Genomic DNA, 17867 nt, shown 5'->3' with positions numbered 1-17867 from the left:
AGCCCGCGAGCGCTCAATGCCGCGCCCGGGCCGGAACCTTCCGCAGCCCGGAAGAAATCTTCCGCGCGGCGCTGCCCATAATCCGCGCCATGACGCTGCGCATCGCCCTGATCGAAGACGACCGCCCCACCAGCGAGCAGCTCGCCGGCTGGATCCGCGCCGCCCGCCCCGAGCTGCGGATCGACCAATGGTTCGACCGCGACGCCGCCGAGGCCGCGCTCGCCCGCGAGCGCTACGACCTGGTGTTGCTGGACATCGAACTGGGTCGCGAGCGCCACGCCGGCGTCGCGCTGATCAACGCGATCAACAAGCTGCACCAGGGCACGCCGGTGCTGGTCGTGTCTGCGATGCCGGCCGCGATCTACCGCGGCATCATGAAGGCGCTGGACGCCTGGGACTACCTGCAGAAGACCGCCTTCAGCGAGGACGAGTTCATCGACACCTTCCTCGACATGCTGCGCGCCGCTCAGCGCTCGCGCGGCCAGTCCGTCACGAAGGCCGTGGACGACCTGCAGCTCGACCCGCTGTGGCAGCGCTCCGCTGTCTGGCGCGGCCAGCGCATCAACCTGCCGCTGACCGCGCAGCGCATCCTCGCCACCCTGCACCAGAAGCGCGGAGAGGTCGTCGCCTACGAGGAGCTGTTCGACGTCGTCAAGAGCGGCCGCAGCAAGGACAACGTGCGCAAACACGTTGCCGCCATCCGCGAGGCGCTGCGCGATGCCGACCCGAGCTTCGACGCCATCGAGAACGTGCCGATGCGAGGCTTCCGTTGGAGGAGCTGACGGTCCGGCTCGGCCTGGCCGGCTGGCGCAACCGCATCGTCTTCCACGCCGTCTTCCTGCTGCTGGCGCTGGCGACGCTGGCGCTGGCGGTGACCTTGCTGCGCGAGGAGAAGGCCCGCGCCTACCAGCGCTACGCCCAGGCGTTCCCGCGCGCGCTGGACACGCTGGCCGCGCGGCTGCGCCACCCGACCGGCCAGCTCGCGCTGCTGAACCCCGAGCAGGGCGAGCGCGCCACGCCACTGCTGCTGCCCTTCTCGGCGATCGATTTCGACGACCCGCAGAAGGCGCGCAGCGCCGTCGAGATGTCCGGCTGCGCGCGCCAGTACGCGGGCAGCAGCGCCAGCCTGTGCCTGGCCGTGGGCAGCAATGCCTATGCCGGCGGCTTCGTCTACGCCGTTGGTGCGCTCGACGCCGGGCCGCTGACGGCGCGCGGGCGGGGCCAGCTGGACCTGGCCGGCGTCGACCGCCTGCGCGTGCGGCTGCGCTATCACGGCCGCGCGCAGACCTGGCTGGCGCCCTTCGAGGCGCTGGACGAACAGGGCTTCGCGCAGCGCGGCCGGCTCACCGGCTTCGCCGAGGTCGATGGCGACACCCTGCCCGCCCGCGCCCGGCCGGAGCGCGACTTCCGCGGCTGGCTGTGGCGCGAGGGGCCCTGCCTTGCCGGAGATGGCGACGACTGCCCGCGCCGCACTTTGTTTTCGGTACGCCTGCCGGTGGACGCGCTGCGCGAGGCGTTGGCCCAGCGCACGGCGGGCCTGCCCTGGCCGCCGCCGGACCTCGCACAGATGGGGCTGCGGCTGGAGCTGCTGGGCCCCGGCGGCGCGGTCCGCTTCGACAGCGCCACCGGCCAGCCGCAGGCCACGCTCATCCTGCAGGGCCTGGCCGCCGAGCTGCAGACCGGCGAGGTGCTGCGGATCGAGCGCGCGGGCCGGCTCGTGGCCGAGGTGCGCGGCCATGCGGAGCCAGCGGACCTGCCCTCGCCGTGGCTCGCGCGGCTGATCCGCCGGCTGCCGCTGAACGATCCCGAGCCGGTGCTGCGCGCGCAGGACGAGATCGCGACGCCGCTGGGCCGTTTCGATCTGACCCTGGCCGGCGACCTGCGCAGCGTGGACCGCTCGCTGAGCGCCGGCGCGGCGCGCGTGTCCTGGCTGGTCGGCTCGATGCTGGGCGCGATCTTCGTCGCCTGGCTGGTCATCGCGCTGGGCTTCATGCGCCGCGTCGCGCGGCTCACGCGCCGTGCCGCCGCCGTCTCGCAGGGCCTCAGCCAGGCCGAGCGGGCCGATGCCGAGCTGATGACGCGGCTCGACGTCGCCGACCTGCGCGGCAGCGACGAGCTGGGCATCCTTGCCGGCACGATCTCCGAGTTGCTGGATCGCGCCAAGCTGGCGCTGCGCCGCGAGCAACTGCGCGCCGAGCACGAGCGCGACATGTGGCATGCGGTGGGCCACGAGATCATGTCGCCGCTGCAATCGCTCTTGGCGCTGCATGGTGGCGGATCCGATGAAAGCCGGCGCTACCTGGAGCGGATGCAACAGGCCGTGCGCGTGCTCTACGGCACGGCCAGCCCCGGCGAGGCGCTGGCGGCCGCACCGCTGAATGCCGAACCGCTGGACCTGGCCGCCTTCGCCGCCGCGCTGGCCGACAACGCCGGCCATGCCGGCATCGACGGCGTGAAGCTCACGCCGTGGAACGAGGGCCCGCTGATCGTCCACGCCGACGAATACGCGCTGGAAGACGTACTGACCCACGTGCTGCGCAATGCCCAGCGGCACCGCAGCGCCGGCACGGCGATCGTGCTGACGCTCGCCCGCGAAGCGGGCCAGGCACTGCTGTCGGTCCACAACGTCGGCGAGCCGGTGCCGGCCGAGCTGATCGAGCGGATCTTCGACTACGGCGTCTCCACCGCCGAGCCGGCCGAGGGCCAGGGCCGCGGCCAGGGCCTGTTCGTCGCGCGGACCTATCTGGCGAAGATGGACGGGCGCATCGCCGTCGCCAACGGGGCGGGCGGCGTGCGCTTCACGATCACGCTGCCGCTGGCCCCTGCAGCCGCCTGACGTCGACGTAAGCCGCTTCGATCAGCGCCTCCAGCGCCGCGGCATCGCTCGCCTGCCCGGGCCGCAGCTTCACATGCCGCATCGCCTTGCCGCTGCCTTCCAGCAGGCCGGCAGGATCGGACAGCGAGGCGCCGCGGAAGAAGCCGACGTTGACGTGCGCCGTGAAGGCATTGACGTAGGCGAAAGGCAGGTCGCCGACGCAGACGACCGGGCAGCCGTCATGGAACAGCTCCAGCACGTCGTCGCCGCAGCGGCGCATCTGCTGGAACCACTGCTGCGCCAGCGCACCCAGCGCGTCCGGCCGGCGGTTGAACCAGGCGTCGATCGCCGGATCATGCGCACGAGCACCGTCGAAGCGCAGCAGGCCGTCCACGATTTCTTCCTTCAGCGGCGGCAGGGCGCCGCTTCCATCCGGTAGCGGTCCAGCAGCGCCTGCAGCCGCCCGCTGCGGCACAGCGCGCCCAGCGCCTGGTTGAAACGCTCCACATCCGAAGCGCGGCGGCGCGCCAGGCCGAAGCTGTAGTTGAAGCGCGCAGCGATGCCGACGGTGCGCAGGCTGTCGAGCCGCTGGCTGGCGATGAACTCCTCGGCCACCCGCTCGTTGGCCAGCACCAGGCCGTTCGCGCCGTAGCGGCCGGCCTGCAGCTTGCGCAAGGCGGCGGCGTTGTCGATCTCGACGGCCATGTCGGCATTGGTACCGGCCGCCAGGTCGGCCAGGATGCGCGAGCTGGCCGAGGGCCCATAGACGCCGATGGTGCGGCCGTTCAGGTCGGCCGGCGCGCGGTAGACGAAGCTGCTGGGCGCCTTGGCGAAGAAGCTGTAGCGCGCCTCGACGACCGGCGCGGACACGATGAACTCGGTATGGTGCTCGGTCCGGTCGACGATGCTGAACACGCCGTCGACCTCGCCGCGCTCACCCTCGGCGAAGGCGCGGCGCCAGGGCAGCACCTCGATGCGGCATTCGACGTCCAGCCGCGCGCAGACCTCGCGCAGCACGTCCGCCATCGGCCCGTCGGCACGGCCGTCCTTCTCGTAGCTATAAGGCGCGAACTGCTCGGTGACGAAATGCCAGCGCGAGACCGCCTGCGCCGGCATTCCGCACGCGGCGACCAGCGCGGCGAGCAGGAGATGGCGCAGTGTCGGCATGGATTGATCGTAGCGTGACAAGCGCACGCCCCGACGCTGCGTCAGCGCTTCAGCTTGGCGAAGGCAGCCGCCATCGCGCCGCCCGCCGGCGCCTGGGGCGCCGAGGCCGCGCCGCGCGGGCGCTCGCCACGGCCAGCCGGCCGGTAGCTGTTGTCCGCCGCCTTGCCCGCGCCGCGCTGCTGTGGCGCGGCGTCGAGCTTCATCGTCAGCGAGATGCGCTTGCGGGCGATGTCCACCTCCAGCACGCGGACCTTGACGATGTCGCCGGTCTTGACGATCTCGCGCGCGTCGTTGACGAACTTGTTCGACAGCTGGCTCACGTGGACCAGGCCGTCCTGGTGCACGCCCAGGTCCACGAAGGCGCCGAACTGCGCGACGTTGCTGACCGTGCCTTCGAGCACCATGCCTTCGACCAGGTCCTTGATGTCGTCCACGCCATCGTTGAAGCGGGCCACCTTGAAGTCCGGGCGCGGGTCGCGGCCGGGCTTCTCCAGCTCGGTCAGGATGTCCTTGACGGTGATGGCGCCGAACTTCTCGTCGGCGAAGGCCTCCGGCTTCAGCGCGCGGATCACGTCACTCTTGCCCATCACCTCGGCCACCGGGCGGGCCACCTTGTCGAGGATGCGCTGCACCACCGGATAGGTCTCGGGGTGCACGCCGGTCAGGTCCAGCGGGTTATCGCCGTCGCGGATGCGCAGGAAGCCGGCCGCCTGCTCGAAGGTCTTCGGGCCCAGGCCGCTCACTTCGAGCAACTGCTTGCGCGAGCGGAACGCGCCGTTGGCATCGCGCCAGCGCACGATGCTCGCCGCCACCGTACCCGACAGGCCCGAGACCCGCGCCAGCAGCGGCGCGGACGCTGTGTTCAGGTCCACGCCGACCGAGTTCACGCAGTCCTCGACCACGGCGTCCAGCGTCTTCGCCAGGCCGCTCTGGTTGACGTCGTGCTGGTACTGGCCCACGCCGATGCTCTTGGGATCGATCTTGACCAGCTCGGCCAGCGGATCCTGCAGGCGGCGGGCGATCGAGACGGCGCCGCGCAGGCTGACGTCCAGCTCCGGCAGTTCCTTCGATGCGAACTCGGAGGCGGAGTAGACCGATGCACCCGCCTCGCTGACGACGACCTTCTCGATATGCGTGCCCGGCGCGATCTGCTGGATGCGCTTGATCAGGTCGGCGGCCAGCTTGTCGGTCTCGCGGCTGGCGGTGCCGTTGCCGATCGCGATCAGGTTCACCCCGTGCGTGGCCACGAGGCGGCCCAAGGTATGCAGCGAGCCTTCCCAGTCCTTGCGCGGCTCGTGCGGGTAGACGGTGTGGGTGTCCAACACGCGGCCGGTGTCGCTGACCACGGCCACCTTGACGCCGGTGCGGATGCCGGGGTCCAGGCCCATCACGACGCGCTTGCCGGCGGGTGCGGCCAGCAGCAGGTCGCGCAGGTTCTCGGCGAAGACCTTGATGGCCACGGCCTCCGCGTCGTCGCGCAGGCGGGCGAACAGGTCGCGCTCCAGGCTCATGCTGAGCTTGACCTTCCAGGTCCAGGCCACGGTCTTGCGTATCAGCGCATCGCCGGCACGGTTCTGCAGGCTCCAGCCGAGGTGCTGGGCGATGCGGCCTTCGGCCAGGCCGGGCTTGCCGGCGACGACCTCTTCATCGAGCGCCAGCTTGGCGTCCAGGAACTCCAAGGTGCGGCCGCGGAACACGGCCAGCGCGCGGTGCGAAGGCACGGTGCGGATCGGCTCGTCGTAGTCGAAGTAGTCGCGGAACTTGGCGATGTCGGGGTTGTTCTCGTCCTTGCCGTCCATCAGCTTGGACTTGAACAGGCCTTCCGCCCACAGCCATTCCCGCAGCTTGCCGATCAGCACGGCGTCTTCGGCCCAGCGTTCGGACAGGATGTCGCGCACGCCGTCGAGCACGGCAAAAGCGTCGGCAAAACCGGCCTCCGCGTTGATGAAGGCAGGCGCCTCGTTCATCGGGTCGAGCGTGGGGTCGGCGAACAGCTTGTCGGCCAACGGCTCGATGCCCGCCTCGCGGGCGATCATGCCCTTGGTGCGGCGCTTCTGCTTGTACGGCAGGTAGAGGTCTTCCAGCTCCTGCTTGGTGGGCGCGGCCTCGATGGCAGCGCGCAGCTCGGGCGTCAGCTTGCCCTGCTCGTCGATGCTCTTGAGCACCGCGGCGCGGCGGTCTTCCAGCTCGCGCAGGTAGGAGAGGCGGGCTTCGAGATCACGCAGCTGCGTGTCGTCGAGGCCGTCGGTGGCCTCCTTGCGGTAGCGGGCGATGAAGGGCACCGTGGCCCCGCCATCCAGCAGCTCCACGGCTGCGTTGACCTGTGCCGGGCGAACCTTCAGCTCGGCGGCGATTTGAAGCAGGATCTTGTCCAAGACGGCTGGAACTCAGGAAATACTCAGAGCGCGGGAGTGTAGCGGGGTGGGTCGACCCACCTGGGCACCGCCCGGCTGGCATGATCCCTGCGACTCGTCCGCATTTACGCCCGCACTTGCGCCCCGCACTCACCCAAGGCAGCCCCGATGATTCCCACGCTCAATGATGAAGTCCGCGAGAGTTCGACCATCCACCTGATCGGTGGCGAGAAGGGCGGGGTCGGCAAGTCCGTCGTCGCCCGGCTCATCGCGCAACTGCTGATCGACCGCAACATCCCCTTCACCGGCTTCGACACCGACCGCTCGCACGGCGCGCTGATGCGCTTCTACGCGGATTACGCCAGCCCCGTGGTGATCGACCGCTACGAAGCGCTGGATGCGATCCTGGAAACCGCCGTCGAGCAGCAGCCCGGCCACCGCGTGCTGGTCGACCTGGCCGCGCAGACGCACGAGCCGCTGACCCGCTGGATGGACGACTCGGGCGTGCTCGACGTCGCCGAGGAGTCCGGCGTGGTCATCCGCTACTGGCATGTGATGGATGCCGGACGGGATTCGGTGGACCTGCTGCAGAAGCTGCTGGACCGTTTCGGCCCGCGCCTGCAGTACGTGCTGGTGCTCAACCAGTTGCGCGGCGACGACTTCTCGCAGCTCGAGGCCTCCGGCCAGCTCGCCCGCGCGCTCGGACTCGGCGCACGCGTCGTCAAGCTCCGCCACCTGGACGACACGGTGGTCCGCAAGATCGATGCGAGCAACAGCAGCTTCTGGGCCGCCCGCCATGCGCCCGGCGGCGAGGGGCCGAAGCTGGGCCTGCTGGAGCGCCAGCGGCTGAAGCTGTGGCTGGCAAACGCCGTCGCGGAGATCGGCGCGGCGGGCATCTGACGCCGCCCTCCTCGATTCCTACACGCGCAACTCGCCGGCGCTGGCAGGGCAGCGGCATGCCGCTCCCTACACTCCGTTCGCCGGTTCAGCCGGACTAAAAAGGGGGAAGCGAACGATGCGCGTGCCGACTGCTCGACACCCGATCCACAGACTGTCACGGCTGGCATTGCTGGCCGCCACGCTGCCGGCCACCGCGCAGACCGCGCCGCCGCCGGACGGCCCCGCGCTGGCGCGCTGCGCCGAGATCGGCGCCCCGGCTGATCGCCTGATCTGCTACGACAAGGCCATGGGCCGTGCGCCCGCGCCGGCCGTGCCGCCGGGCGAGGCCGCGAACCCCGCTGGCGGCGCGCCGCAGCCGTCCACCTCGCTGCTGGCCCCGAAGGACGCCCCAGTGCCCGTGGCCGCGGACAAACAGGAGACGCCCAGCCTGCTGTCCAAATACTGGGAGCTGGACCCGCAGGACAAGCGCGGCGTCTTCAACTTCGTCGGCTACAAGGCCAACTACGTGCTGCCGCTGCACTGGACGAACCGGATCAATCGCTCGCCGCAGTCGCCCACGCAGGCCGCCGTTGAGCTGCCGAACTACCGGCACGAGGAGGCCAAGTTCCAGCTCTCGCTGCGCACCAAGCTCGCGCAGGATCTGCTGCTGCCGGGGGCCGACCTGTGGGCCGCCTACACGCAGCAGGCTTTCTGGCAGATCTGGAACGGCAAGGACTCCAAGCCCTTTCGCAACAGCGACTACGAGCCCGAGCTGATCTACATGGTGCCCACGCCCGAGCGCTGGCGCAGCCTGCCGCTGGGCTGGCAATGGCGCTTCGCGCAGCTGAACCTCACGCACCAGTCCAACGGCCAGTCCGACCCGCTCTCGCGCAGCTGGAACCGGGTGACCCTGGGCGCCGGCTTCGAGCACGGCGATTGGTCGCTGATCACCCGCTACCTGAGCCGGCTCAACGAGCCGCTGGCCACGGACAACAACCCGGACCTCGTCAGCTACCGCGGCCACGGCGAGTTCCAGCTCAACTGGGTGAACGGCAAGTCCACCGCGCAACTGCTCTACCGCACGACCTTCAAGGACACCAAGTACGGCGCCCTGCAGTTCGAGTGGACCTACGCTGTCTTCAAGGACCAGCCCAACGGCCTGCGCTGGTACGTGCAGCTGTTCCGCGGCTACGGCGAGACGCTGACCGACTACAACTTCCGCCAGACCAGCATCGGCGCGGGCTTCTCGTTCCTGCAGTTCTGATCGGTCCAGTCACGCAGGGAAGGCACGCTGCAGCAATGCATCGACATCGATGCCGCGCGTGTCGATGCCGCCGGCCACGCGACCCCAGCGCGGGTCCAGCCGCGTGGCGATGAAGGCCTGCGACACGTAGGGCGGCGCATGCCGGTGCAGCAGAACGGCCATTGCGGTCAGCACCAGCTGCTGGGCGAAGCGGCGGCCCAGGCCTTCCAGCTCGGCGGGCGGCGTGGTGCTCACCAGCGTGCGCAGCTCATCCACCTCGGCCAGCAGGCGCGGCTCGCCGGCCGCGTCGCGCCGCAGCTCATCGAGCAGCGCGAAGAAGCCCTCGGGCTCGCGGGCCACGGCGCGCATCACGTCCAGGCACATCACATTGCCCGAGCCTTCCCAGATCGAGTTGACCGGCGCCTCGCGGAACAGCCGGGCCATGATGCCGTCGTCGATGTAGCCGTTGCCGCCGAGCACCTCCATCGCCTCGCCGGTCAGCTCCACCGCGCGCTTGCAGACCCAGAACTTGGCGGCCGGCGTCATGATGCGCATCCAGGCGCGCTGCGTGGCGTCCTGCGGGTTCTCGTAGCCCTCGCACAGCCGCATCATCAGCGCGACGTTGCCCTCGCTTTCCAGCGCCAGGTCCGCCAGCACCGCGCGCATCAGCGGCTGCTGCACCAGCAGCTTGCCGAAGGCCTTGCGGCCACGTGCGTAGTGCAGCGCCTGCGCGAAAGCCTGCCTGACGATGCCGGCGCTGCCGACGACGCAGTTCAGCCGCGTGTAGGTGGCCATCTCGATGATGGTCGGGATGCCGCGGCCGGGCTCGCCGATCAGCAGGCCGTAGGCATCCTCGAACTCCACCTCGGAGCTGCTGTTGCTCTGGTTGCCGAGCTTGTTCTTCAGGCGCTGGATGCGCACCGGGTTCTTCGTGCCGTCGGGCTTCCAGCGCGGCACGAAGAAGCAGCTGGGGCCGCCGTCCTCGGTCTTGGCGACGACCAGGTGCGCGTCGCACATCGGCGCGGAGAAGAACCACTTGTGGCCGCGGATGCAGTATTCGCGGCCGCGGCCTTCCTCGCCGACCGGTGTGGCGGTGGTCGTGTTGGCACGCACGTCGGAGCCGCCCTGCTTCTCGGTCATGCCCATGCCCAGCAGGATGGATTTCTTCTGCGCCAGCGGCACGTCGCGCGCGTCGTATTCGGTGGAGAACAACTGATCCTTCAGCTGCGCCCACAGCTCGGGCTCCTTCTGCAGCACGGGGATCGAGGCCTGCGTCATCGTCGTCGGGCACAGGGTGCCGGCCTCGACCTGCCCGTGCATGTAGAAGCCGGCGGCCCAGGCGGCGAAGCGGCCGCGGCGCTCGTTGTCGAAGGCCAGCGAGACCATGCCCTGGCGGCGGTACAGCGCGGCCATCTGATGCCAGCTCGGGTGGAACTCCACCAGGTCGATGCGCCGGCCGCGCTTGTCGAACAGCTTCAGCTCCGGGTGATGCCGGTTGGCCAGTTCGCCGGCCTCGAAGCTGTCGGCGCGGCCCAGTTCGGTGCCGTAGGCGGACAACTTGGGAATGAAGCTGGCGGCACCGGCGCGCTCCAGTGCATCAAGCAGCGGCCGATCGGTGTCGAGCAGCTTGTAGCCGCGGAGTTCGTCGACCTGGTTGGCGATCTCGTGGGTTTGCCAGGCGTTCATCGCGTGTCGTCTCCGGATGGTGATAGGGCAAGTATGCGGCTCTGTGCGGGAAGCCGGCGTGCCGGGGCAGCGCCCAGGGCGGAATCGGGTCGGAGCGCCTGGACGGCGCTCCCGCCGGCGATCCCTGATTGCCCTGGGCGTCACCCCGGCACACCGGCTTTCGGGACCGTTGGAAGAGTTCGGCCGGCTGAGTCTCCTGTACCCGTTCGTAACTTTGCAAAGCCGCCCCAACAGAGGGTTATCACCAATGACTCGGGCCGACCCGGCTGCTTCAATAGCGCCACTTTTGGAAACGGTTCCAATCCGGTTTTCCAAAAGCAGACAACAACAGCAGTACAAGGAACGAGACAAGATGTCATCCCCGCGCCTTTCCCCGCCCGCCGCGCTGGCCGGCCCCGACTTCCTCTGGGGCGTTGCCACCGCCTCGTTCCAGATCGAGGGCGCCTGGGCCACCGACGGCCGCCTGCCCTGCATCTGGGGCACCTTCTGCAACACGCCCGGCAAGATCCTCAACGGCGACACCGGCGAGTTCGCCTGCGATCACTACCACCGCTACGCGCAGGACGTGGACCTGATGGCCGAGCTGGGCGTCGACGCCTACCGCCTCTCCACTGCCTGGGGCCGCGTGATGGATGAGCAGGGCAAGCCCAACCACAAGGGCCTGGACTTCTACAAGCGCCTGCTCGACCGCCTGCAGGAAAAGGGCATCCAGCGTTGGGTGACCCTGTACCACTGGGACCTGCCGCAATACCTGGAAGACCGCGGCGGCTGGCTCAACCGCGACACCGCCTACCGCTTCGCCGAGTACGCCGACCTGATGAGCCGCGAATTGGCCGGCCGCGTCGACGGCTGGATGACGCTCAACGAGCCGTGGTGCTCCGCCTTCCTCGGCTACGGCAACGGCCACCACGCGCCCGGCAAGGCCAACATCGCCTACGTGCGCCCGGCCATGCACCACCTGCTGCTGGGCCACGGCCTGGCGCTGCCGGCACTGAAGGCCAATGACCCGGGTGCCAAGCGCGGCATCGTCGCCAACGTCGGCCGTGGCACCTCCGACAGCGCCGCCCCCGAGGACCAGGACGCCGCGATGCTCTACGAAGTGCAGCACAACAACTGGGTGCTGGACCCGCTGCTGAAGGGCCACTATCCGAAGGCACTGGAACGCCTGTGGCCCGAGAGCCGCCCGCTTGTGCTGGAAGGCGACATGGCCACGATCAGCCAGCCGATGGACTTCCTGGGCATCAACTACTACTTCCGCACCAACGTGCGCAGCGACGGCAAGGACGGCTTCGTCGATACGCCGCTGGCCGATGTGGAACGCACGCAGATGGGCTGGGAGGTCCACCCGCAGGGCCTGCAGGACCTGCTGGTCGGCTTCAAGGCCCAGTACGGCGACAAGCTGCCCCCGATCTACATCACCGAGAACGGCATGGCCTCGGACGACGCCGTCGGCGCCGACGGCCAGGTGCACGACACGCAGCGCATCAGCTTCCTGAACCGCCACTTCGAGGCGCTGGCCGGCGCCAAGGCCAAGGGTGTCGACATCCGCGGCTACTTCTGCTGGTCGCTGATGGACAACTTCGAGTGGGCCTTCGGCTACGAGCGCCGCTTCGGCCTCGTCCATGTCGACTACGAGACGCAGAAGCGCACCCCGAAGGACAGCGCACTGCAACTGAAAGAGTTCCTCGCCGCGCGAGGCTGAACCGAGCTTTTCCCCACCAAGCCCTAGAACCCCAAGAGGAGACAACGATGAACCAATTCAAAGTGATCGCCGCCGCAGCCGCGCTGGCCCTGAGCGCCGGCGTGCACGCACAGAAGGCCGAGGTGATCCACTGGTGGACGTCCGGCGGCGAATCCGCTGCCGTGAAGGAACTGGCGGCCGCCTACACCAAGGCCGGCGGCACCTGGGTCGACAACGCCGTGGCCGGCGCCGACAACGCCCGCGCCGCGATCAACAGCCGCGTGGCCGGCGGCAACCCGCCGACCGCCGCGCAGTTCAACACCTCGCAGCAGTACCACGACCTGATCAACGAAGGCCTGCTGAACGACGTCGACGCCGTCGCCGCCAAGGAAGGCTGGGACAAGATCCTGCCGAAGCCCGTGATCGACGCGATCAAGATCAAGGGCCACTACTACGCGGTGCCGGTCAACATCCACAACCCGACCTGGTTCTGGTACTCCAAGGCCGCGCTGGAGAAGGCCGGCGTCAAGGGCGAGCCCAAGACGATCGACGAGTTCTTCGCCGCGCTGGACAAGCTGAAGGCCGCCGGCCTCGTGCCGCTGGCCCTGGGCGGCCAGGCCTGGCAGGAATGGATCACCTTCTACGCCGTGCTGCTGCACGTGGGTGGTACCGACACCTACATGAAGTTCTTCAAGGACCATGACCCGTCGGTCGTCAACACGCCCAACTTCAAGAAGGCGATGACGACGCTGAAGCGCCTGCACGACTACGTGGACGCCGGCTCGCCGGGCCGCAACTGGAACGACGCCACCGCCATGGTCATCACCGGCAAGGCTGGCTTCCAGATCATGGGCGACTGGGCCAAGGGCGAGTTCAACAACGCCAAGCAGACGGCCGGCAAGGAATACGGCTGCTTCGCCGGCTTCGGCGCCAACGCACCGTACATGGTGGCCGGCGACGTCTTCGTGTTCCCGAAGACCAGCGACAAGACCGCCATCGGCGCGCAGCAGAAGCTGGCCGCCGTGTTCACCGCGCCGGACACGCAGGTCGCCTTCAACGCGAAGAAGGGCTCGATCCCGATCCGTACCGACGTCGACACCAGCAAGATGGACATCTGCTCGCAGGCCGGCGTGGCCGCGATGAAGACGACCTCGCGCCAGGTCGCCAACCCCGACGCGCTGATGCCGCCGGACATGGTCGGCGCCGTGACCGACATCGTCAGCAAGTTCTGGAACAGCAACCAGTCCGTCGACGACGCGTCGAAGGCGCTGGCTGGCGCGTTGAAGCAGAAGTAATCTGCATCGTTGGAGTTCGCCCTCGGGCTCACTCCAACCTACGTGAGTCATTCGATTTGCGTAGGTTGGCGGTGAGCACCGCGAACCCCAACACACTCCCCGTAGTTGAAGGAGGCCCGCAATGGCCAGTACCACCCTGCCCGGGCCTTCGCCGCGCGCCGCAAGCGTGCGGCGCCCCTGGCGTTCCCTTGGCGCCCAGATCGCGCTGCTGCCGATGGCGCTCACCGTGCTGTTCGTCTATGTCGGCACGCTGCTGTGGTCGATGCGCATCTCGGTCAGCAGTTCCAAGGTCTTCCCGCGCGACGACTTCATCGGCCTGACCCAGTACCAGCGCCTGTTCGAGACCGAGCGCTGGAATATCTCGCTGAACCACCTCGTGATCTTCGGCGTGCTGTTCATCGGCGCCTGCCTGATCCTCGGCTTCCTGCTGGCCGTCTTCCTCGACCAGCGCGTGCGCGGCGAGGACGTGCTGCGCACGATCTTCCTGTACCCCTACGCAATGTCCTTCGTGGCCACCGGCCTCGTCTGGCAGTGGATGCTGAATCCGCAACTGGGCATCCAGGCCACCGTGCGCGCAATGGGCTTTCCCGATTTCAAGTTCGACTGGATCGTCGACCAGAACATGGTGCTCTACACCATCGTCATCGCCGCCGTCTGGCAGGCCTCGGGCCTGGTGATGGCGGTGCTGCTGGCGGGTCTGCGCGGCGTGGACGAATCGCTGTGGCATGCCGCCCGCATCGACGGCGTGCCGCGCTGGCGCTACTACGCCTCGATCGTGATGCCGCAGCTGGCTCCGGCCTTCGGCACCTCCTTCGTGCTGCTGTCGGTGGGCGTGGTGAAGGTGTTCGACGTGGTCGTCGCGATGACCCAGGGTGGCCCCGGCGATGCATCCGAAGTGCCCGCCAAGTTCATCTACGACTACCTGTTCAACCGCGCCAACATCGGCCTGGCCTCGGCCGCTTCCACCGTGATGCTGCTGACCGTGCTGGCCCTGCTGCTGCCCTGGTGGTATGCCCGCGCGCTGCAGGCCAAGAAGGAGGCCAAGCGATGAGCGCCGTCATTTCCTCACGCGCACCGGCCCGGCCGGCCGCACGCAAGCGCAGCGCTTTCACGCCCGCGCGCATCGGCCTCTATACGTTGCTGATCACCTCGGCGATCTTCTTCCTGATCCCGCTGTACGTGATGGTCACGACCTCGCTGAAGCCGATGGACGAGATCCGCCTGGGCAATCTGTTCGCCCTGCCGAGCAAGCCCAGCTTCGACGCCTGGGTGGAAGCCTGGTCCAGCGCCTGCACGGGCCTGGAGTGCCAGGGCATCCAGGTGGGCTTCTGGAACTCGGTCAAGATCGTCGTGCCCAGCACGATCATTTCGATCTTCTTCGGCGCGCTGAACGGCTACGCCCTCTCCTTCTGGCGCGTGCGCTGGGCCGGCTGGCTGTTCGGCATCCTGATGTTCGGCGCCTTCGTGCCCTACCAGGTGATGCTGTACCCGCTGGTGCGTACCTCGGCAATGTTGGGCATCTTCGGCTCGCTGCCGGGCATCGTGCTGATCCACACGGTCTTCGGCATGCCGGTGATGACCCTGCTGTTCCGCAACTACTACGCCGGCGTGCCGGTGGAGCTGTTCAAGGCGGCGCGCATCGACGGCGGCGGATTCTGGCGCATCTTCATCCAGCTGATGCTGCCGATGTCGCTGCCCATCATCGCCGTGGCCGTGATCATGCAGCTCACCAACATCTGGAACGACTTCCTGCTGGGCTTGGTCTTCGCTGGCCGCGAGAACCTGCCGATGACCGTGCAGCTCAACAACGTCATCAACACCACCACCGGCGAGCGGCTCTACAACGTCAACATGGCCGCAACCATCCTGACCTCGCTGGTCCCGCTGACCGTCTACCTGGTCTCCGGCCGCTGGTTCGTGCGCGGCATCAGTGCCGGCGCAGTGAAGGGTTAAACAAATGTCCAACGTCTCCATTGAAAACCTCGGCATCCGCCTGACCGGCCTCGACATCCTGAAGGACCTGAACCTCGAGGTCGCCGCCGGCGAGTTCCTCGTGCTGCTGGGCCCCTCGGGCTGCGGCAAGAGCACGCTGCTGCACAGCATTGCCGGCCTGATCGACGTGCACGAGGGCAGCATGGCCATCGGCGGCCAGGACGTCACCTGGGCCGACCCGAAGGACCGCGGCATCGGCATGGTGTTCCAGAGCTATGCGCTGTATCCGACGATGTCGGTCGAGAAGAACCTCAGCTTCGGCCCGCGTATCGCCGGCGTCGCCAAGAGCGAGATCGCCAAGCGCGTCGATCGCGCGGCCAAGATGCTGCACCTCACCGAGCTGCTGAACCGCAAGCCCTCGCAGCTCAGCGGCGGCCAGCGCCAGCGCGTGGCGATCGGCCGGGCGCTGGTGCGCGAGGCCTCGGTCTTCCTGTTCGACGAGCCGCTGTCCAACCTCGACGCCAAGCTGCGCGGCGAGCTGCGCCGCGAGCTGAAGCAGCTGCACAAGGATCTCGGCGCCACGATGATCTACGTCACGCACGACCAAGTGGAAGCGATGACCCTGGCCAGCCGCATCGCGGTGATGAAGCAGGGCAAGATCCAGCAGATCGACACGCCCGCCAATGTCTACGGCAAGCCGGCGAACATGTTCGTCGCCGGCTTCCTGGGCGCGCCGAGCATGAACTTCATCGAAGGCACACTGCAGGTCGCCAGTGACGGAGAACGCACCGTGTTGTTCGTGTCCCCGACCTTGCGCGCGGACGTCTCGGGCTACGGCTTCATCGCGCCACCGAAGGGCGGCGAGCGCGTCGTGCTGGGCATCCGCCCCGAGCACATCACGCTGACGGAGCCGGGCAGCGAACGGGCCAACGGCAACGCGCTGGTCTCGCTGGTCGAGCCGATGGGCGCGAGCCAGGTCGTGTGGCTCGACGCGCAGGGCGTGTCGCTGGCCGTCGACGCCGATGCGCAGTACGCCGTGCCGGCGCTGGACCGCAAGGTCGGCTTCGCGATCCAGGCGGCGCAGGTCTCGCTGTTCGACCAGCAATCCCAAGAGCGCCTCTAAAAACCGATGGCCACCATCAAGGACGTCGCCCGGCTGGCGGGCGTCGGAGTCGGCACCGCGTCGCGGGCGATCTCCGGCAACGGCTCGGTCTCGGCCGACGCCCTGGCGCGCGTCAACGAGGCGGTGGCCGCGCTGAACTTCCGGCCCTCGACGACGGCGCGCGCGCTGTCCACGCGGTCGGCCGGCATGATCGGCATCTACGTGCCCGACTTCGCCGGCGACTTCTACGGCCCGATCCTGCACTGCGTGGACCGCGAGCTGCGCGCGGCCAACCGCCACATGGTGGCGGCCAACGGCTGCGGCCCGGCCGACATCTCCATCGACGACATGGAAGCGCACCGCCAGCAGGCGCTGGACGGCATCGAGTTCCTGATCGAGCGACAGGTCGACGGCCTGCTGGTGATGGGCGACGCCCTGACCGATGCCGACTGCGATGCGCTTTGGGAGCGGGTGCCACGGCTGGTGCTGCTGAACCAGGTCAGCCCGTCCAACCTGCTGCACTGCTTCTCCAGCGACCATGAACTCGCCGGCCGGCTGGTGGCGCGTGCGCTGCTCGCCAAGGGCCACCGCGACATCGCCTGCATCTCCGGCCTGCAGTACGCGCACGACAACGCCTCGCGGATGGCGGGCTTCCACAGCGAGCTGGCGCTGCACGGCGTGAAGATCCCGAAGAGCCGCCAGATGGTCGGCGACTTCAGCTTCGACGGCGGCCACGCCGCAGCGACGAAGCTGCTGAAGAAAGGCCTGAACTTCACGGCCGTCTTCTGCGCCAACGACATGATGGCGATGGCCCTGATCTCCTGCTTCGGCCACGCCGGGGTGCGCGTGCCGGAAGAGGTCTCCGTCATCGGCTACGACGACAGCGCGCTGGCCCGCTACACGCACCCGCGCCTGACCACCCTGAGCATCCCGATCCAGCGCACCGCGATCAGCGGCTGCCGCTTCCTGCTGAACCAGTGCTACGGCCTGAGTCTGCCGGTGGAACGGGAATTCCCGCCAGAGGTCGTCTGGCGGGAATCCTTGCTGGACGGACCGCACGCGGGCTGAGGCCGCGCGTGCGCTTCGTCAACGATCAGCTCTTCTTGCGGCGGCGCGCGACCAGCGGCGCAACGAACAGCAAGCCGCCCGCCAGCAGCATCGCTTCGGACGGTTCCGGCACCGCGGCTGCGATCACGTCGGTCGTGAAGTAGAAGCCGGTCTTCGGATCGACCAGCGCGGGAATGCCGATCGCATTGCCGTCGTTGTCGATGGCGTAGGTCTCCACGGCGAAGCGGCTGTCGAAGATCTCACCGTTGAAGTCGGTGGTGGTCAGCGAGTAGGTGTAGTGGTTCGGCGAGACCTGGATCAGGTCGCTGCCTTCCACCGCGAAGTACTGGCTCACGGCACCCGACACCGGCACGGCCATGTCCATGTGGAAGCCGCTGGCGTCGAAGCCGTCGGGCAAGGTGAAGTCCACCAGCACCGTGGCCGAGGTGATGTGGGCGCCGGCGAGGCTGATGAAGTTGCCGTCGGCATCGGAGTAGCCCATGCCGCGGTACTGCATCTCGATGCCGATGATCGGCGGCAGGTAGGACACCTCGACATTGGCGGCGGAGACAGGCGCGGCAGCGATGACGAGGGCGGAGGCGGCGAGCGATGCGCCGATCAGGCGTTTCAGGGTGCGCGAGAACATGTTGTTAAGTTCCTGTGAGG

At 68.5% G+C, this 17867-nt stretch carries 15 protein-coding genes; 10 read left to right on the top strand and 5 right to left on the bottom strand.

Annotated elements, in window-relative coordinates; all coding sequences use genetic code 11:
• Nucleotides 1–89: 89 nt before the first annotated feature.
• Nucleotides 90–782: a response regulator gene (locus SNE35_RS26185; RefSeq protein ID WP_320425985.1), complete on the top strand. Its 693-nt coding sequence runs from the start codon at nt 90–92 to the stop codon at nt 780–782.
• The gene (locus SNE35_RS26180; protein ID WP_320425984.1) at nt 770–2836 is read left to right on the top strand and encodes a sensor histidine kinase; all 2067 of its coding nucleotides are present in this window, start codon (nt 770–772) and stop codon (nt 2834–2836) included. Before SNE35_RS26185 ends, SNE35_RS26180 begins: the two co-directional genes overlap by 13 nt.
• Here the strand turns inward: SNE35_RS26180 and SNE35_RS26175 are convergent.
• Genes SNE35_RS26175 through SNE35_RS26165 form a run of 3 tightly spaced genes read right to left on the bottom strand, consistent with a single transcriptional unit; the run spans nt 2805 to nt 6357 of the window.
• The gene (locus SNE35_RS26175) at nt 2805–3209 is read right to left on the bottom strand and encodes a DUF1801 domain-containing protein (protein ID WP_320425983.1); all 405 of its coding nucleotides are present in this window, start codon (nt 3207–3209) and stop codon (nt 2805–2807) included. The genes SNE35_RS26180 and SNE35_RS26175 overlap by 32 nt on opposite strands.
• Nucleotides 3210–3220: 11 nt before the next feature.
• Nucleotides 3221–3982, bottom strand: a complete 762-nt coding sequence (locus SNE35_RS26170) for a substrate-binding periplasmic protein (protein ID WP_320425982.1) — start codon at nt 3980–3982, stop codon at nt 3221–3223.
• 41 nt (nt 3983–4023) lie between these two features.
• On the bottom strand, nt 4024–6357 hold the full coding sequence (locus SNE35_RS26165) for a Tex family protein (RefSeq protein ID WP_320425981.1): 2334 nt from the start codon (nt 6355–6357) through the stop codon (nt 4024–4026).
• 147 nt (nt 6358–6504) lie between these two features.
• Here SNE35_RS26165 and SNE35_RS26160 point away from each other — a divergent pair, with 147 nt between their 5' ends.
• On the top strand, nt 6505–7236 hold the full coding sequence (locus SNE35_RS26160) for a P-loop NTPase family protein (protein WP_320425980.1): 732 nt from the start codon (nt 6505–6507) through the stop codon (nt 7234–7236).
• A 115-nt stretch (nt 7237–7351) separates the two neighbouring features.
• Complete coding sequence (locus SNE35_RS26155) at nt 7352–8479, top strand: phospholipase A (RefSeq protein ID WP_320425979.1); 1128 nt, start codon at nt 7352–7354, stop codon at nt 8477–8479.
• A 9-nt stretch (nt 8480–8488) separates the two neighbouring features.
• Here the strand turns inward: SNE35_RS26155 and SNE35_RS26150 are convergent, their stop codons facing one another.
• A complete protein-coding gene (locus SNE35_RS26150) occupies nt 8489–10144 on the bottom strand; it encodes an acyl-CoA dehydrogenase family protein (RefSeq protein ID WP_320425978.1) in 1656 nt (551 codons plus the stop codon).
• Nucleotides 10145–10496: 352 nt separating this feature from the next.
• Here SNE35_RS26150 and SNE35_RS26145 point away from each other — a divergent pair, with 352 nt between their 5' ends.
• From SNE35_RS26145 to SNE35_RS26120, 6 genes are all read left to right on the top strand, one after another.
• On the top strand, nt 10497–11846 hold the full coding sequence (locus SNE35_RS26145) for a GH1 family beta-glucosidase (protein ID WP_320425977.1): 1350 nt from the start codon (nt 10497–10499) through the stop codon (nt 11844–11846).
• Nucleotides 11847–11893: 47 nt separating this feature from the next.
• Nucleotides 11894–13120, top strand: a complete 1227-nt coding sequence (locus SNE35_RS26140; RefSeq protein ID WP_320425976.1) for an ABC transporter substrate-binding protein — start codon at nt 11894–11896, stop codon at nt 13118–13120.
• A 121-nt stretch (nt 13121–13241) separates the two neighbouring features.
• Nucleotides 13242–14171 (top strand): carbohydrate ABC transporter permease, encoded by a 930-nt coding sequence (locus SNE35_RS26135; RefSeq protein ID WP_431312793.1) that lies wholly within the window; start codon nt 13242–13244, stop codon nt 14169–14171.
• Complete coding sequence (locus SNE35_RS26130; protein ID WP_320425975.1) at nt 14168–15073, top strand: carbohydrate ABC transporter permease; 906 nt, start codon at nt 14168–14170, stop codon at nt 15071–15073. Before SNE35_RS26135 ends, SNE35_RS26130 begins: the two co-directional genes overlap by 4 nt.
• Nucleotides 15074–15077: 4 nt before the next feature.
• Nucleotides 15078–16175 (top strand): ABC transporter ATP-binding protein, encoded by a 1098-nt coding sequence (locus SNE35_RS26125; protein ID WP_320425974.1) that lies wholly within the window; start codon nt 15078–15080, stop codon nt 16173–16175.
• Between the two features lie 6 nt (nt 16176–16181).
• Nucleotides 16182–17222 carry a LacI family DNA-binding transcriptional regulator gene (locus SNE35_RS26120; RefSeq protein ID WP_320425973.1) on the top strand — a complete coding sequence of 347 codons (1041 nt, stop codon included), beginning with the start codon at nt 16182–16184 and terminating at the stop codon, nt 17220–17222.
• A 25-nt stretch (nt 17223–17247) separates the two neighbouring features.
• On the opposite strand, the gene SNE35_RS26115 is transcribed toward SNE35_RS26120, so the two are convergent.
• Nucleotides 17248–17847, bottom strand: a complete 600-nt coding sequence (locus SNE35_RS26115) for a hypothetical protein (protein ID WP_320425972.1) — start codon at nt 17845–17847, stop codon at nt 17248–17250.
• Nucleotides 17848–17867: the final 20 nt, after the last annotated feature.

Source organism: Roseateles agri (assembly GCF_034043675.1).
In the GTDB taxonomy this organism is placed as follows: Bacteria; Pseudomonadota; Gammaproteobacteria; order Burkholderiales; family Burkholderiaceae_C; genus KK5.
The sequence above is the reverse complement of the archived record's forward strand: the minus strand, read 5'-3'. Positions and strand labels throughout refer to the sequence as shown.

Coding starts and splice junctions, on each gene's coding strand:
- SNE35_RS26185 (WP_320425985.1), top strand. CDS start 90: ATGACGCTGCGCATCGCCCTGATCGAAGACGACCGCCCCACCAGCGAG.
- SNE35_RS26170 (WP_320425982.1), bottom strand. CDS start 3,982: ATGCCGACACTGCGCCATCTCCTGCTCGCCGCGCTGGTCGCCGCGTGC.
- SNE35_RS26160 (WP_320425980.1), top strand. CDS start 6,505: ATGATTCCCACGCTCAATGATGAAGTCCGCGAGAGTTCGACCATCCAC.
- SNE35_RS26155 (WP_320425979.1), top strand. CDS start 7,352: ATGCGCGTGCCGACTGCTCGACACCCGATCCACAGACTGTCACGGCTG.
- SNE35_RS26150 (WP_320425978.1), bottom strand. CDS start 10,144: ATGAACGCCTGGCAAACCCACGAGATCGCCAACCAGGTCGACGAACTC.
- SNE35_RS26145 (WP_320425977.1), top strand. CDS start 10,497: ATGTCATCCCCGCGCCTTTCCCCGCCCGCCGCGCTGGCCGGCCCCGAC.
- SNE35_RS26140 (WP_320425976.1), top strand. CDS start 11,894: ATGAACCAATTCAAAGTGATCGCCGCCGCAGCCGCGCTGGCCCTGAGC.
- SNE35_RS26135 (WP_431312793.1), top strand. CDS start 13,242: ATGGCCAGTACCACCCTGCCCGGGCCTTCGCCGCGCGCCGCAAGCGTG.
- SNE35_RS26130 (WP_320425975.1), top strand. CDS start 14,168: ATGAGCGCCGTCATTTCCTCACGCGCACCGGCCCGGCCGGCCGCACGC.
- SNE35_RS26125 (WP_320425974.1), top strand. CDS start 15,078: ATGTCCAACGTCTCCATTGAAAACCTCGGCATCCGCCTGACCGGCCTC.
- SNE35_RS26120 (WP_320425973.1), top strand. CDS start 16,182: ATGGCCACCATCAAGGACGTCGCCCGGCTGGCGGGCGTCGGAGTCGGC.
- SNE35_RS26115 (WP_320425972.1), bottom strand. CDS start 17,847: ATGTTCTCGCGCACCCTGAAACGCCTGATCGGCGCATCGCTCGCCGCC.